This is a genomic window from Trichloromonas sp., assembly GCF_041583255.1.
In the GTDB taxonomy this organism is placed as follows: Bacteria; Desulfobacterota; Desulfuromonadia; order Desulfuromonadales; family Trichloromonadaceae; genus Trichloromonas.
This window is the reverse complement of the sequence record NZ_JBFHGD010000003.1, coordinates 26154-40144: the sequence shown is the minus strand read 5'-3', so window position 1 is coordinate 40144 and position 13991 is coordinate 26154. Positions and strand designations below refer to the sequence as shown.

Below are 13991 nucleotides of genomic sequence, written 5' to 3'. Positions count from 1 at the left end.
TCGGCTCCAGGGCCGGATAGTCGGTGGCCTGCAGCTCCCAGCCGACGATGCCGTCCTTGACATGCACGTTCCAGGAGCAGCCACCGGTGCAGTTGACGCCGTGGGTACTGCGCAGCACCTTGTCGCACTGGTTGCGATTGCGATAGAACTCCTCCCACTGCCGGGATTTGGGATCGATGATATCCTTGATCCAGCTCATGTCATTTCCCCTTTCCTTGCTGGGCATTTTTCACCAGGGGCCGGCGGACTCCATGCAACCGCCGCCAGCCGAACAGGCCGATCAGGCCGAGAAAGACCGCGCCCGCAAGCAAAACATCTCCAGCCAGGCCACTACTGATCTGAGGTGCCGGCCGACCGTTCACTTCAGCGAGAAATGCCGCCAGGTCGAGCTGTTCCTGGTGATTCAACGGCCGGTTGGCGTAAATCGGCGTCATACTGGGAAAGGGCAGGGATTCCAGGACGCTGAGCACGCCGTCTTCGCCGAAATTTTCCCAGAGCGCGGTAAGATCAGGCCCGAAGCTGGCGCCTGCCGCTTTTCCCAAACCGGCGCCGGCGATGCCGTGGCAGGCCAGACAGGGGGCGCCCCCGTTGGCAAAGAAGGCCGTGCCGACAAACAGCGCTTCACCGCGACGGGGGTCCCCCGTCGCGCCGGTCTCGGCGGCAGGTGTAACCGCTGGCGGCACCGCCGGTGCGGCATGGTGCTGAGCCTCGGCCGGCGCGGCGAGGTAAGCCAACAGCGCCGCAAGTTCCTGGTCGGTGATCCCCATGCTGGGCATGACAAAATCATTGAAGCGCTGCTTCAGTTGCACGGCCACGGGGTCATTGGCAGCCATCATCTTACCGGGATTAAGGATGAATGCCGCTAACCACGCCGGCTCTCGAACTTCCGTTACCCCGGCCAGGTCGGGCCCCATGGGCAGGTCGCCGCCGCCGAAGGTATGACAGGAGCTGCACTTCTGTTGAAAAATGGCTTCACCCCGCTCCGCCAGTCGAGCATCGGCGGCGTCAGCCCCAACCGATATCAGAGACAAGACAAGACCTGCGACAAAAACCCCGAGCGCCAACAACCCTCTATGGATCATTTTTCACCTCTCAACAGCGTTAAAAGTGAATGGAATTACAGGTTATTTAAAACGTATAATTATTATTAATTTCATAAATTGACCTGGATCAAAAAGGGAAAAATTTCTTTCAATGAAAGGTCGAGTGCGACGAGCCGACCTGTTGGCTCTTGGCTACCAGGAAATAGACGATGCCTAGAATCAGCAGGGTGCCTGCCAGGAAGGCCTGGGTCGTCAAGGGGTCATGACGAAGAGTGGAGATAAGGATTTCACGGATAATGGCAATGATAACGACACCGATAAAAACCAGGATATTGAACCGTCCCCCTTTGAGGGTTTTGATCTCGCTATCCATGAGCTCGATCATCATCCACAGAATGAGCAAGGTCCCCAGAGCGCTCAGTATGCCTTTCTCCACCGCTCCGGAAAAAACATGGGTGATTTCCCAGAGAAATAATCCGACAACCGAAAGGGATACCCCGACCAGTGCCAGGACCAGAATCAAATTGAGCCCGTAAGTGAAGCGTTCGGTGGCGTGAACCAGTTTGGATTCAAACCTTTGGGAGATGAATACTTTTTTCAGCGCCTCTTCCTGATATGCCGCTGTCATAATATCGAGATTAATGTCGAGAATTTTCTCAATAGCGGCCATATGCCGCCGTCGCTCATCCTCTCCAGGATAGGTTTCCCTGATTAACTCCAGCAGGAAACGTCTAATCTGGTGCATTGCGGCATTAACATAGTGGGCATTCAGGCCGATGCTTACATGAATCAGACCGGTGCGCTGCAGGGTTCGCAGGTACTGATTGTCGTAATTGCCCCGGAACAGGTTACAAAACCAGAGGGCGTGGCTTTTTTTCAGACGCTGCACAACGGTTTCATCACGAAGGAAATCTGCTGTTTCTGCATGCCCTAACAGATAATCGTAGAATTCGTCGATCATCCTCTCGGTATTTCTTTCCGCGACAGGCAGCAGCTCCTGCAGAAGCCGGGCATCCTCCTGGGTAAAGCAATAATGTCTTTTGATTTCCTCCATGTTCAGCATACAGATTCCCCCTTTTCGTTAAAGGGCTAAACCATGGTAGCGCCACCTACCTGAGAGGTAATTTCATGTTCATAAGAAAATTTATCACATTATCAAGTAATTGAAATCGCAGGACACTTAGATTTTTATTGGGGTATCTTGACATTGCAACGGGTCACCCTGTCGGTGGTTTTATCCAGCAAGTCGTTGAGGTATCTCGAAAAAGAAAGGGGAAATATGACCTGCGTCAAAGCTAAGGAATATCTCATCATTGTACAGTGTCATACCATTCAAGGGCGATGCTACGGATTTCATTGCGAAAAAGCATTGATCTGCAAGATTTTGGCTGGACATGGTTGAGGATACCTGGATCAGCAAAGCGGCGGACAAACGGCGGGATGGCTCAATATACAACACGGACAAAAACATCTCAGAAAGGACAACGACCCATGATTAAACAAGCCCTGGTTAGCCTGATCATCCTTTTGGCTTTTCCGTTTTCGGCCATGGCCATACCGGCGATCAACTGTCATTGCTTCACCGATCGAGCGTACGACCCGTCGCGTCCCGAGGCGGCCGACCCATATTTTCTGGCCGCGACCCAAAATACTTTTTTTGCCACCGTCTTTGGCACCGAGAAAAAAATGATCGTCAGAAAAAAGCAGCAGGGAACCTCAATGGATGACCTCTGGATCGCCTACTGGGTGGCCGAAAAGTCTGACTCATCACCGGAATCATTGCTCGAGACCAGAGGGACCAAAAACAACTGGTCGGAAGTTTCTCAACAACTCGGCCTCTCCCCGAAAACGATGGGTGCGAGTTTCGCAAACGCCGTCAACAACCAGGCATCTGCCGAGCGATTAGCCCAGTTGGTCGTCGATGATCTGTTCACCCGCTTCAAGATACAATCCGAGGTTGAACTGGCAGAAATTCGAAAGAAAGGGATCTCGAATCCGGAATTGATTTTAGCCACCCTTATATCCGCCAAAACAAACCAGCCGGCGGAAAAAATTTACCTGGAGGTGACTGGCGGACCCAAAACCTGGGGAGAGAAAATCGATGAGGCCAAGATCGACATCAGTGAGATCCAGAAAGATTTTTCCATACTTCTGAAATGAACACCGTAAGGTAGGATCACAAGAGGGTTAGCCTGTCGAGGGTCTATGGACAAACTATTGAAACAGGTGGTCGGCATCTTCTTACAGATCGGGCTTCCGACCCTGCAAAAGATGAATGCCCTCCCCCCGCTTCAAGCGCCCGAATTTCAAATCCACCACAAAAAACAGGGGGGAGCCTGAAGGCTCCCCCCTGTTACCGGATAATCACTGCCGGCGGCAATCTCATTCGCCGCGCAGAAACTCCACCACCTGCCGCAGTGCCTGGCCGCGGTGGCTGATGCGGTTTTTAACGTCGAGCGGCAGCTCGGCCATGGTCTTGCCGTACTCGCGCACCAGAAAGAGCGGGTCGTAGCCGAAACCGCCGTCGCCGCGGGCGGCATCGAGCATGATTCCTTCGACCCGGCCGTGAAAGACCCGGCTCTCTTGACCGGGGCGGGCCAGGGCCATGGCGCAGCGGAAGGCCCCCTGACGCCGTTCGGCGGGGACGCCTGCCAGCGCCGCCAGCAGCTTGCGGTTATTGTCGGCGTCGGTCGCCTGCTCGCCGGCGTAGCGGGCCGAGCGTACGCCGGGCTGGCCGCCCAGCTCGGCGACTTCGAGGCCGGAGTCGTCGGCGAGGGTCGCAAGCCCGGTCAGTGCGGCGACGGTTTCCGCCTTCTTGATGGCGTTGGCGGCAAAGGTGTCGCCGTCCTCTTCGACTTCTGGGAGTTCGGGGAAGGCGTCGAGCCCCTTGACCTCGATCCCGAGGTCGCCGAGCAGCCGCCTGATCTCCTTGAGTTTCCCGGCATTGCGGGTGGCTACCAGCAGTTCCATGGCTCAGCCTTCCAGTGCCAGGCGCTGCAGCTTGGCCAGCTCGCCGCAGCCGCTCACGGCAAGATCGCGCAGGGCATCGAGTTCGGCCGCAGAGAAAGGCGCTTCTTCGGCGGTTCCCTGTACTTCAACAAACAGGCCGTTGCCGGTAATGACGAAGTTCATGTCGACCGAGGCCTTGAAATCCTCGTCGTAGTTGAGATCGAGCACCGGCTTGCCGTCGACGATGCCGACGCTGACCGCGGCGACACTTTCGTTGATCGGCGCCTTTTCGAGCAGCCCCTTGGAGACCAGCCCGTTCAGAGCATCGACCAGGGCGACGTAGGCGCCGGTGATGGAGGCGGTGCGGGTGCCGCCGTCGGCCTGGAGAACGTCGCAGTCGATCTGGATGGTGCGCTCGCCGAGGGCCTCGAGATCAATCACCGCCCGCAGCGAACGGCCGATCAGCCGCTGGATTTCGTGGGTACGGCCGCCGACCTTGCCGCGGGTCGATTCCCGGGCGCTGCGGCTGTGGGTGGCCCGCGGCAGCATGGCGTACTCGGCGGTTACCCAGCCGCGCCCCTCGCCGCGCATGAACGGCGGAACTTTTTCTTCGACCGTGGCATTGCAGAGCACTTTGGTTTCACCGAAGCTGACCAGTACCGAGCCCTCGGCGTAGCGGGTGAAGTTTCGCTCAAAGGTAATCGGGCGCAGCGTGTCGGCCGCACGGCCGTCGATTCGTACAGGTGAATGATCGGTCACTGCAAATTCTCCTTCTGTTCATCGGCAAAGGTTTTCAAACCATCATACAGCGCCAGAACCAGCCGGTTCCGCGCTTCGGGTTGCGTCAGCAGGGCCACATCGGCGGCGTTGGTCAGGTAGCCCATTTCGACCAGCACGGTCGGCAGATTGCCGCGACCGAGCGGGAGCAGCGGTGCCGGGACGATCCTGGCTACCGGCAGCCCCTGTTTCAGCAGGGCTTTCTGCAGACTTTTGGCAAGGTGCATGCTCCCCCCCTGCTCCGCCGGCACGGCCCCGCCTTCGAACTCTTCCTGGGGCCGGACAAACAGGAACATCCCCGAGGTTTCGGCATGGGGCGAGGCCTGGGCGTGCAGCTGCAGCAGCACGTCGACATCGGAGCGGGTCGCCGGCTCCAGGCGCTGCTCGGAGCTGAGCGCGTAATCCGTGTCGCGGGTCAGGTAAACCGGGATACCGAGCTGCATCTTGAGCTGTTTCTCAAGGGCGCGGGCAACATCGAGGGCCACCGTCTTCTCCTTGACTCCGCCGAGGCCGAGGGAACCGGGCTCCTGTCCGCCGTGTCCGGGATCGATCACCACGCCGCGCAGGGCGGGGCCGTTGGTCGCCTCCTTCTTTTGCAGCAGGAAGGAGAAGAAGCGATCGAGCGAAGATTCGTCGCCGGCGGGGGGCGCAGCCTGGGGGTTGAGGTTGCGGTAATAGACCGAAAGGCCGAGCAGCGCGGGAAACTGCTCGCTGACGAACGTTTCATCGACCCGCAGACGGCCGTCGATGAATCGAGGCGAGTTTTTCAGCGGGACGAAGCGCCCGCCCATCCGGAGGTACTGGCTTCCCGGGGAGATCGATGCGATTCCGTACGGGGTGCTGATCGTGTAGACGTGGGCGACCGAGTCCCAGCGGCCGCTCAGGCCGAGGGCCGGCAGCACATCATCGATCGCCAGAAAAGAGATGCCGTCGCGGTAGTATACCTCGCTGATGGCGGCCGGAGCCTGGTTGCCCAGGGCCAGCTCCACGGTCGCACAAGCGGGGGTGACCCAGGCAGACAACAGCAGAAACAGGACAAATAAACGCAACATGCTCACCTCGCCGGAAAAGCGCCGTTATACCCCAGGGGTCAGTTCCTGTCAATGCGGCCCGCTCAGACCAGTTTGCGCCCGCGGATCTTTTTGCGCCCGAGAAGTTCGAGCAGGCGAAGAGTCAGGGTATTCTGCAGCTCTTTCTGCAGAACCGGGTCGGCACTCATCGGGCGGATCTGTCCCCCGGCGATCATGCCGTGCCCCCCGGCCGTGCCGAGATCGCCAACGACCATTTTCATCAGATCACCGGACTTCAGATCATGCGACAGGGTGCGGAAGGAAAGAATCCCCATCCCCTGATGATAGCCGATCCCCAGTGCGGCGGTAATGCCGTCGGCTCGCAGCAGAAAGTCGGTCATCTCGGCGACCATGTCGGGATTATCGATGGCAAACAGGTTGAACACCAGAACATCGCCGTAGGTGCGGGCGTTGCGGATGGCCCGGCTGTACGATGCGAAATACTCGCGGGGGACTTCGGGGTGGGTGATGTCGAACAGAATCCGGTTGTTCGCCAGAGGCACCAGGTGCAGGTAGGCTTCGCGGTCGGCTTTGCACCATTCGCGGCCAAGGTCCTGGGTTTCCGATTTGATGGCGTAAAAGAGGATGGTCGCCAGCTTGGTGTTGATCGTGACATTCTGCGCCAGCAGGTACTCGAACAGGATACTCGCGGAAGCCCCGTAGTTTTCGCGGATGTCGACCCACTGGCAGTTGACGCAGACCCCCTGGGCGGGATGGTGGTCGATGACCAGGTGAACCGGGCGGTCGGCAGGAAAGGAATTGTTTCCGGTGCCCGGCTGGGTGTCGACCATGCAGACCACCTGGAAGCGGTCGAGGTCGATCCGATCGATAGGTTCGGATTTGATCTCGAGCTTTTGCACCATCATCTTGTTTTCGCCACGGCCGATGATGCCGCCGTATGTCACCGTGGCTTTCTGGCCGGTTTTCACCAGGATAAGGTGCTTGAGGGCCATGGCCGCCGCCAGCGAATCGGGATCGGGGTTATCGTGGGCAACGATCAGGATGTTGCCCTTGCCCCGAACCCACTCGATAAAACGGCCGGAAAAGTCTGCGGAACGTGTCAGCTCGATGGTCATCAGCGGGTCACCTCTTCTGCTCCAGTAAAGAAAAAGCGGCGGCAACCGCCTGCTCGGGACTATCGGCCGGGACGATTCCGGGGACTTCCGGCCAGCTCTGCAGAGAGATCACCGGCTTGCCCAGCTTCAGGGCGACGGCGATTTCCGAAAGGGTGCCGTATTCGCCTTCGACGGCGATCAGCACCTGGGCGGTCTGGGCAATGATGACGTTACGGGCATGCCCCATGTTGGTCACGATCGGCAGGCCGACCCAGGGGTTGGCCGACTCCGCGGTGGCCCCGGGGAGCAGGCCGACCGCCATCCCGCCGGCTTCACTGCAACCGCGACAGGCCGCTTCCATGACCCCGCCCAGGCCGCCGCAGACCAGCGTCGCCCCGCGACCGGCCAGCAAGCGACCGACTTCACGGGCCGCAGCATAACCGGCCTCGCTGGCACATCCGGCACCAATCACGCCAACAATTACGGAACGGACCATCAAAAACTCCTGCCTTCTTCCTTCTTCCTTCTTCCTTCAACCCTGAACCGACCAAGCAGCAGGCTGTTGCTGACCACCGAAACACTGGAAAGAGCCATCGCCAGCCCGGCATACTCGGGCTTGAGGGTGATCCCGAACATCGGGTAGAGCAGGCCGGCGGCCACCGGGATGCCGACCACGTTGTAGAAAAAGGCCCAGAACAGATTCTGCTTGATCTTGCTTAATGTCTTTCGGCCCAGGCGGATGCCCCGTTCGACGTCGCGGATATCCCCCTTGACCAGGATCAGGTCGCCGGTCTCCTTGGCGACGTCGGTGCCGCTGCCGATGGCGATGCCGATGTCGGCAGCGGCCAGGGCGGGGGCGTCGTTGATGCCGTCGCCGACCATGCCGACGAAAAAGCCCTGCTGCTGGTAGCGCCGCACGACCTGCTGCTTGTCGCCGGGCAGAACCTCGGCCTCGACTTCTTCGATCCCGGCCTCGGCGGCAATGGTTTGGGCCGCAGCCAGCCGGTCGCCGGTGATCATCACGGTCTTCAAGCCCAGTTCGCCGATCCGGCGGATGGTTTCCGCCACGTGATCCTTGAGCGTGTCGGCCAGGGCGAGCAGGCCGATCAGTTTTCCGTCCGTCGCCACGAAGACCAGCGACTTGCCCTGTGCAACCAGGGCATCACAACGCTCCTGCAGGGTGTCGACGGCGACCCCATGCTGTTCCATCAGCCGCTGGCTGCCAGCCAGCACCCGGCCGCCGTCGACCACCGAGCTGAGGCCGAAACCGCCGATTTCGGTGACCTCGGCGGCCGCCGGGAAAATGATGCCGTCATTTTGCGCCCGGCGCACGACCGCTTTGGCCAGGGGGTGGGTGCTGGCCGCCTCGATCGCCGCCGCCAGGCGCAGCAGGTTTGCTTCGCCGCCGGGCTCTGCCGGCACCAGGTCGGTCACCGCGAATTCGCCGCGGGTGAGGGTTCCGGTCTTGTCCAGCAGCAGCACTTGCAGCCGGGAAATATGTTCGAGCACCGATGCCCGCTTGAACAGGATTCCGGCCGACAACCCGACCGCGCTGCCGACCATGATGGCGGTCGGGGTGGCCAGCCCGAGGGCACAGGGGCAGGCGATCACCAGCACGGCGATGGCCATCTTGAAGGCGAAGAGGAAGCCGGAGCCCGTCGCCAGGTACCAGACCAAAAAAGTCGTCACGGCGATGGCCACCACCACCGGTACGAATATACTGGAAACCGCGTCGGCCAGCCGCTGGATCGGCGCTTTTTCGGTCTGCGCCTCCTCGACCATACGGACGATCTGGGCCAGTACCGTGGCTTCGCCGACCCGGGTGGCCCGCACCTGCAGGCGGCCAGTCAGGTTGATGGTGGCCCCGGTCACCGCCTGCCCCGGCTCTTTTTCCACCGGCACCGACTCGCCGGTCACCATCGCCTCATCGACCGCCGACTGTCCCTCGAGCACTTCGCCATCGACCGGGATTTTCTCCCCCGGCCGCACCAGCACCGTATCGCCCGGCTTGACCCGGCTGGCCGGCACCTCCTGCTCGACCCCGTCGACCAGCAGCACGGCCCGGTCGGCCTGCAGGTGCAGCAGCTTCTTCAAGGCCTGGCTGGCCTTCCCCTTGGCCCTTGCCTCGAGCCACTTGCCGAAGCGGATGAAGGTGATGAGCATGGCGCTGGTTTCGAAAAAGACCGGCCCTTCGAGGCCGAACAGATTGAACTGGGCCAGGGCTGAATAGCCGTAGGCGGCGGTGATGCCGAGGGCGACCAGCACATCCATGTTGGCGCTGCGGTTGCGCAGCGAAGTAAAGGCTCCGCGATAAAAGATCAGCCCGGCGGAAAACTGCACCAGGGTCGCCAGCCCGGCGATCACCAGACCGGTCGCCGCGCCGAACGGCATCCACCACATCAGCGGCATGATCGGCGCAGTCAGCACCGCCGAAAAAATCAGCCAGTAGAGCTGCCCCCGGGCGTCGTCCTGCCGGTCGCCCTCATCGGCGCTCCAGGCCCGGTAGCCGAGATTCTCAACGGCCCGGCGGATGGCAGCGGCATCCAGGGCGGCGGCATCGTATTCGACCGACAGTTTTTCGGCGGCAAAGTTGACCCTGGCGGCAGCGACCCCCGCCAGCCCGGCAATCCCCTTCTCGATGGTGGCGGCGCAGTTGGCGCAGGTCATCCCGCCCAGGTTGAGGGTCAGCCGGGCGTGCCCGGTCTTATCTGCCGGGGCAGTAGGGACGCTGGCCGCCGGTTCAGGCGCGGCAGTCTCCGCCCCGGCCTCCGGCACCGTGAAACCGGCCTGCCGGACCGCCGCTTCGAGGCGGTCGCGGTCGACGGCGGCAGCATCGAAACGAACTCTTGCCCGCCGCTTTGCCAGCGAAACCTCCGCCGACTCGACCCCGGCGAGAGCTGTCAGCGTTGCAGTCACCTTGTTCACGCATTTCTGGCATTTCATGCCGTGAACCGGGATGTCCGCCCTGCCCTCGCTCATAGGGGTCAGCTTCCTCCGATCAGCTTGAGAAAGGTGCGCGAGTCGCGCACCCGGTCGAAATCGGGATCCTGCATGGCATCCTCGAGAAAATGGGCATCCTGGGCCGCGGCCTGTCCAAGCGCCTGCACCGCCTCGCGCACCTTGCCACGAAGGGCGAATACGCAGGCCCGGTTGTAATAGGCCAGCGGGTAGCTGTCGGTGCGCTCGAGAATCAGGTCGAAGCAGTGCAGCGCCTCGTCCAGCCGCCCGAGATCGATGAGAATATTACCCTTGTTGTTCAATGCGTACACCGAGTCGGGATCAAGACGCAGGCTCTCTTCGAGGGCGGCGAGCGCCTCCGGCAGGTTCCCCTTGCGCTCCTGGATCACCCCCCGGTAAAAGGCCGGCTCAGCGCTCAAAGGATCGATCCGCAGGGCGTCATCGAAGACCTGCAGGGCTTCATCGAGGCGCTCCAGTTCGATCAGGATGCTCCCCTTTTCGATGCAGGCCTCGTAAAAAACCGAATCCCGCGTCAGGGCCGTATCGAGGTCCGGCAGCGCGGCCTCGGGCTGGCCGAGTCGGTACAGCGACATCGCCCGATTGTAATAATAGTTGGGAACCAGCGGATCGCGGGTGATGGCGGCATTGTATTTTTCGACCGCCTCGCTTTCGCGGCCCAGGCCGGACAGGGCGTAGCCGATGCCGTTGAGACAGGCGGCGTCCCCCGGTTCGAAGGTCAGGGCCTGGCCAAAACTTTCAATCGCTTCTTCAAACCGACCGAGGCGGTTGAGGGCATAGCCCCGGTTGAAATAGACATCGGGGGCATCGGGAACACGGCGCAGCGCCTGGTCGTACATCTGCAGGGCCTCTTCGGTGCGCCCGAGTTCGTCCAGGGTATTGCCGATATTGATGTACGCTTCGGGAAAATCGGGCTGCAGTTCCAGGCAGCGATAAAAATGGACCAGCGCCTCGGGGTATTCGCCGAGACGCTCGAGCAGCACCCCGTAATTGTGATGCAGGGCCCCGTTCTTCGGCTCGAACCGGAGTGCCTTCTGGTACAGGGCCATGGCCTTGGAGTCGTCGCCCAGGTTGGATGCGGCAACCGCGCAGATATTGAGCGCCTCGACATCGAGCGGACTGGTTTCAAGGTACTCCTCGGCAAGCGTCAGGGCAGATTCGTTCTCGCCCCGGTCGAGAGAGATCTGGGCCAGCTCCAGTTCGCCGCGCAAATCCTCTTCAAGATAATCTTCATAATCTTCAAAATCTTCGTCCATGACAACTCCGGCACAAGCAAATATCCCCCGGCCGTAACCGGGGGATATTACTATAACAGAAAAGGTTCAGAGCTTGCACCCTCTAGTTGCTACAAACCGGCCGGCATTGCCGGCCGGCGGTTATTTTTTCGAAATTCCCGGCGCCCCGGCGGCCCGCAATTCGGCCAGCGTCTTGCCGCGCAAGCCCCAGTTCTCAGGGGCAATCTCCTCAATGACGACATGGGTCGATGCAGGATTCTTGTCCAGAACGGTCACGAGCAGGTCGGTGATCCCCTCGATCAGTTGCGCCTTCTGCTCTGGCGTAGCACCCGTGGTAATCTTGACGTTGACAATCGGCATACAGCCTCCTTGTAGTAAGGGCGCGGAAAAACGTTTCAATCTCGTAAATATTACCCGGTTATCCTGCCAACGCAAAAGACCGGGCAAACACTCACCTGGCCTTTTGTGAACTTCAGAATATGCAAGAGCCCCCCCCGCTAGTCGTTCTTCGGAGTTTCGACCCGGCACTCCTTCATGATTTTCGCCACCTCGTCGTCGTTCAAATCCTGCAGAACGAAGCTGCCATCCCCGGCACGATCGATGCCGGCAAGGCCAGGGGTGTTTTTCTGGGACTGGTCCAGCTTCAGGCCCTGGATTCGAAGCTGTGACAGCAGCTTGCGGTTCTCCATTTCAAGATCGTACTTTTCTATCGCTGAACGAATCGACAGTTTGAGTTCGGTCTCCTTCCAGGGCTTAAGCAGAAACCGGTAGATTTCTCCCTGGTTGACTGCAGTCATAGCTGCCTCGATGCTGGCCTGTCCGGTCAGGGTAATCCGCACCACTTCCGGGTGCTGCCGACTGATAATGGAAAGAAATTCAGAACCACTCATTGAAGGCATCCGCTCATCGGAAATAACCACCTTAAAAGCGTGCTGGTCAAGCAGCTTAAGCCCTGCGGCAGCACTCTCGGCCAGGAAGACCTCGCAATCCTCATCGATAAGGGACCGCTGAAGAGCCTTGAGGACTGAAACCTCGTCGTCGACCAGAAGAACCTTATTATCCATTGTGATGTCCTTTCCTTATGCGGTTTCCGCAGTCATGGCCCAGGCCAGAATCAATATCATTACTCATTCATCGGCAGATGAACCGTAAAAGTCGTCCCCTTGCCAACGTCGCTGTCGACAATAATTTCGCCACCGTGTTTCTTTACGATATCGTAAGAAATGCTCAAACCAAGACCGGTTCCCTGTCCGACATCTTTGGTCGTAAAAAAAGGCTCAAAAATCCGGCCCAGGGTATCTGCTGCAATGCCGCACCCGGTGTCCCCGATAGAGACATTGATGAACCCGCCCTGGCACCAGGTTCGTACCCTGACCACACCCTTTTCCGTAATGGCCTGGGCCGCGTTCACCAGCAGGTTCATGAAGACCTGGTTCAACTGCTGGGGAAAACAGCGCAGCAGCGGCAGATGACCAAAATCAGATTCCAGAGTTCCCTTGTATTTAATTTCATTCGAGACCATGGAAATCGTACTTTTAAGACAGGCATTAATATCGGCAGAACTCAGTTCGACATTGTCGACTCGGGAAAAACTCTTTAGATTCTGAACGATCGTCTTTACCCGGTCGGCGCCATCCAGAGACTCATGGATCAGCTCAATGATATCGGCACAGACATGGTCGATCTTAAGTTCCTTGCGCCTCTGGGCCAGCCTGGACAGACCTTCGGCAGCAACGGCCTGCTCCTGCTCCTGGACATAAGCCATGAGTTTTTCGATATATTTTTCCAGCGTACTCAGGTTGCTGCTGATAAACCCCATCGGGTTGTTGATTTCGTGGGCAACCCCGGCGGCAAGCTGACCGACTGAAGCCATCTTCTCGTGGTGTAACACTTTGCTCTGGGTTGACTTAAGTTCTTGATAGGCCTTTTCAAGTTCAACACTCTTGCTTTCGACTTGCCGATTGATCAGTTCCAGTTCCCGGTTGAGCTGTTTCAGTTGAGTGACATCATGTACCGTGATGACCGTTCCCGGGGTCGCACCACCTTCTGGGACAAAGGGATAAGTATTGATTGTATACCAGCGACAAGTCTTCGGATGGTAAAGTTCAACACCACCGAAAATATTATCGCCCCCACCAACTTCAAAATCTTTCATCAAATTTGCAAAACTTTTTCCAAGGATATCCTGATAAGAGGCGCCTAACTGGTTTTTAAGAGACTGGTTGCAACGCTTGATGTAGCCGTCAGCATCCGTGAAAATAACCATATCATCAACGCAGTCGACGATTTTTTCCCATTCGCGTTTGACATATTCAACAATCTTGAAAGTATGGCAGAGGTCCTGATGCTGCATCTGCATCTCCCGCAAATTCTGCTTCAATTTGTACTGGGAGTACTTCCATGCCGTCTCATCGACAAGAGTCAGGACGCAACAGGATGTCTCCGGCAACAGACTGAACGAGCCTGAAACATAACGTTTCTTGCCCCTGCAGAGGATGGGAAAGTGCAGCGGCGTCGCCCACGGGTTCTGTTCATGGTCAACCAGACGGTAATATTCAAGAACCGCAGCTCGATCGGATTCGGCGATGAGGTCAACCAGCTTACGCTCCTCCATCTCGTCTGCCGTGGCGCCGAAAAGGCATAGAAAAGCACTATTGACCCGCAGCAGGAGGGTGTCTTCACCGACAATTGCCAAAGGCACCGCAACCGCGTCGAAAACATTTCCCCCAAGGATTGAAGGTTTCGCGATCGACATCAGACATCCCCCCTCTCAACGCACGGTACCATACCGTTTTTCAGAATGATTGAATTCGTGTCAAAAGATTGAACCAAACTGAAATGATCCAGCTATAAATTGACAGCCTGATTGTTACCAACCCGAACCGT

Annotated in this window: 14 protein-coding genes; 1 reads left to right on the top strand and 13 read right to left on the bottom strand. The window is 58.7% G+C overall.

All coding sequences use genetic code 11. From position 1 onward, the window contains the following. The 3 genes from ABYV89_RS00620 to ABYV89_RS00610 form a co-directional block, all read right to left on the bottom strand. Positions 1-199 (bottom strand): hypothetical protein (locus ABYV89_RS00620; RefSeq protein ID WP_432820975.1); only part of this gene is annotated, 199 nt, incomplete at its 3' end. A 1-nt stretch (position 200) separates the two neighbouring features. After that, positions 201-1031, bottom strand: a complete 831-nt coding sequence (locus ABYV89_RS00615) for a c-type cytochrome (RefSeq protein WP_432820974.1) — start codon at positions 1029-1031, stop codon at positions 201-203. Between the two features lie 160 nt (positions 1032-1191). Beyond that, on the bottom strand, positions 1192-2106 hold the full coding sequence (locus tag ABYV89_RS00610) for a protoglobin domain-containing protein (RefSeq protein ID WP_432820973.1): 915 nt from the start codon (positions 2104-2106) through the stop codon (positions 1192-1194). Positions 2107-2534: 428 nt separating this feature from the next. Between ABYV89_RS00610 and ABYV89_RS00605 the strand changes: the two genes are divergently transcribed. Continuing rightward, entirely contained in the window at positions 2535-3203 is a 669-nt protein-coding gene (locus ABYV89_RS00605; RefSeq protein WP_432820972.1) for a hypothetical protein, read from the top strand. A 222-nt stretch (positions 3204-3425) separates the two neighbouring features. Here ABYV89_RS00605 and ABYV89_RS00600 read toward each other — a convergent pair whose 3' ends face one another. The 10 genes from ABYV89_RS00600 to ABYV89_RS00555 all read right to left on the bottom strand — a co-directional run bounded on the left by ABYV89_RS00600 (position 3426) and on the right by ABYV89_RS00555 (position 13860). Continuing rightward, positions 3426-4013 carry an XTP/dITP diphosphatase gene (locus ABYV89_RS00600; protein WP_432820971.1) on the bottom strand — a complete coding sequence of 196 codons (588 nt, stop codon included), beginning with the start codon at positions 4011-4013 and terminating at the stop codon, positions 3426-3428. A gap of 3 nt (positions 4014-4016) precedes the next feature. After that, positions 4017-4751 (bottom strand): ribonuclease PH, encoded by a 735-nt coding sequence (rph, locus tag ABYV89_RS00595; protein WP_432820970.1) that lies wholly within the window; start codon positions 4749-4751, stop codon positions 4017-4019. Then, entirely contained in the window at positions 4748-5821 is a 1074-nt protein-coding gene (locus tag ABYV89_RS00590; protein WP_432820969.1) for an N-acetylmuramoyl-L-alanine amidase, read from the bottom strand. Before ABYV89_RS00590 ends, rph begins: the two co-directional genes overlap by 4 nt. A gap of 62 nt (positions 5822-5883) precedes the next feature. Next, a complete protein-coding gene (locus ABYV89_RS00585) occupies positions 5884-6915 on the bottom strand; it encodes a DHH family phosphoesterase (RefSeq protein WP_432820968.1) in 1032 nt (343 codons plus the stop codon). A 7-nt stretch (positions 6916-6922) separates the two neighbouring features. Continuing rightward, positions 6923-7390 (bottom strand): TIGR00725 family protein, encoded by a 468-nt coding sequence (locus ABYV89_RS00580; protein ID WP_432820967.1) that lies wholly within the window; start codon positions 7388-7390, stop codon positions 6923-6925. After that, on the bottom strand, positions 7390-9873 hold the full coding sequence (locus ABYV89_RS00575; protein ID WP_432820966.1) for a heavy metal translocating P-type ATPase: 2484 nt from the start codon (positions 9871-9873) through the stop codon (positions 7390-7392). The genes ABYV89_RS00580 and ABYV89_RS00575 overlap by 1 nt, the downstream gene beginning before the upstream one ends. Before the next feature lie 5 nt (positions 9874-9878). Next, on the bottom strand, positions 9879-11126 hold the full coding sequence (locus tag ABYV89_RS00570) for a tetratricopeptide repeat protein (RefSeq protein ID WP_432820965.1): 1248 nt from the start codon (positions 11124-11126) through the stop codon (positions 9879-9881). A gap of 120 nt (positions 11127-11246) precedes the next feature. Further along, on the bottom strand, positions 11247-11465 hold the full coding sequence (locus tag ABYV89_RS00565; protein WP_432820964.1) for a tautomerase family protein: 219 nt from the start codon (positions 11463-11465) through the stop codon (positions 11247-11249). Positions 11466-11602: 137 nt separating this feature from the next. Next, positions 11603-12169 (bottom strand): response regulator, encoded by a 567-nt coding sequence (locus tag ABYV89_RS00560; protein WP_432820963.1) that lies wholly within the window; start codon positions 12167-12169, stop codon positions 11603-11605. 59 nt (positions 12170-12228) lie between these two features. Beyond that, on the bottom strand, positions 12229-13860 hold the full coding sequence (locus ABYV89_RS00555; RefSeq protein ID WP_432820962.1) for a PAS domain-containing sensor histidine kinase: 1632 nt from the start codon (positions 13858-13860) through the stop codon (positions 12229-12231). Positions 13861-13991: the final 131 nt, after the last annotated feature.

Bases quoted from the DNA above. Each gene is read 5' to 3' on its own strand.
- ABYV89_RS00605 (WP_432820972.1), top strand. From the start codon at position 2,535: ATGATTAAACAAGCCCTGGTTAGCCTGATCATCCTTTTGGCTTTTCCG.
- ABYV89_RS00555 (WP_432820962.1), bottom strand. From the start codon at position 13,860: ATGTCGATCGCGAAACCTTCAATCCTTGGGGGAAATGTTTTCGACGCG.
- ABYV89_RS00560 (WP_432820963.1), bottom strand. From the start codon at position 12,169: ATGGATAATAAGGTTCTTCTGGTCGACGACGAGGTTTCAGTCCTCAAG.
- ABYV89_RS00600 (WP_432820971.1), bottom strand. From the start codon at position 4,013: ATGGAACTGCTGGTAGCCACCCGCAATGCCGGGAAACTCAAGGAGATC.
- ABYV89_RS00610 (WP_432820973.1), bottom strand. From the start codon at position 2,106: ATGCTGAACATGGAGGAAATCAAAAGACATTATTGCTTTACCCAGGAG.
- ABYV89_RS00565 (WP_432820964.1), bottom strand. From the start codon at position 11,465: ATGCCGATTGTCAACGTCAAGATTACCACGGGTGCTACGCCAGAGCAG.
- ABYV89_RS00570 (WP_432820965.1), bottom strand. From the start codon at position 11,126: ATGGACGAAGATTTTGAAGATTATGAAGATTATCTTGAAGAGGATTTG.
- ABYV89_RS00585 (WP_432820968.1), bottom strand. From the start codon at position 6,915: ATGACCATCGAGCTGACACGTTCCGCAGACTTTTCCGGCCGTTTTATC.
- ABYV89_RS00580 (WP_432820967.1), bottom strand. From the start codon at position 7,390: ATGGTCCGTTCCGTAATTGTTGGCGTGATTGGTGCCGGATGTGCCAGC.
- ABYV89_RS00575 (WP_432820966.1), bottom strand. From the start codon at position 9,873: ATGAGCGAGGGCAGGGCGGACATCCCGGTTCACGGCATGAAATGCCAG.
- ABYV89_RS00590 (WP_432820969.1), bottom strand. From the start codon at position 5,821: ATGTTGCGTTTATTTGTCCTGTTTCTGCTGTTGTCTGCCTGGGTCACC.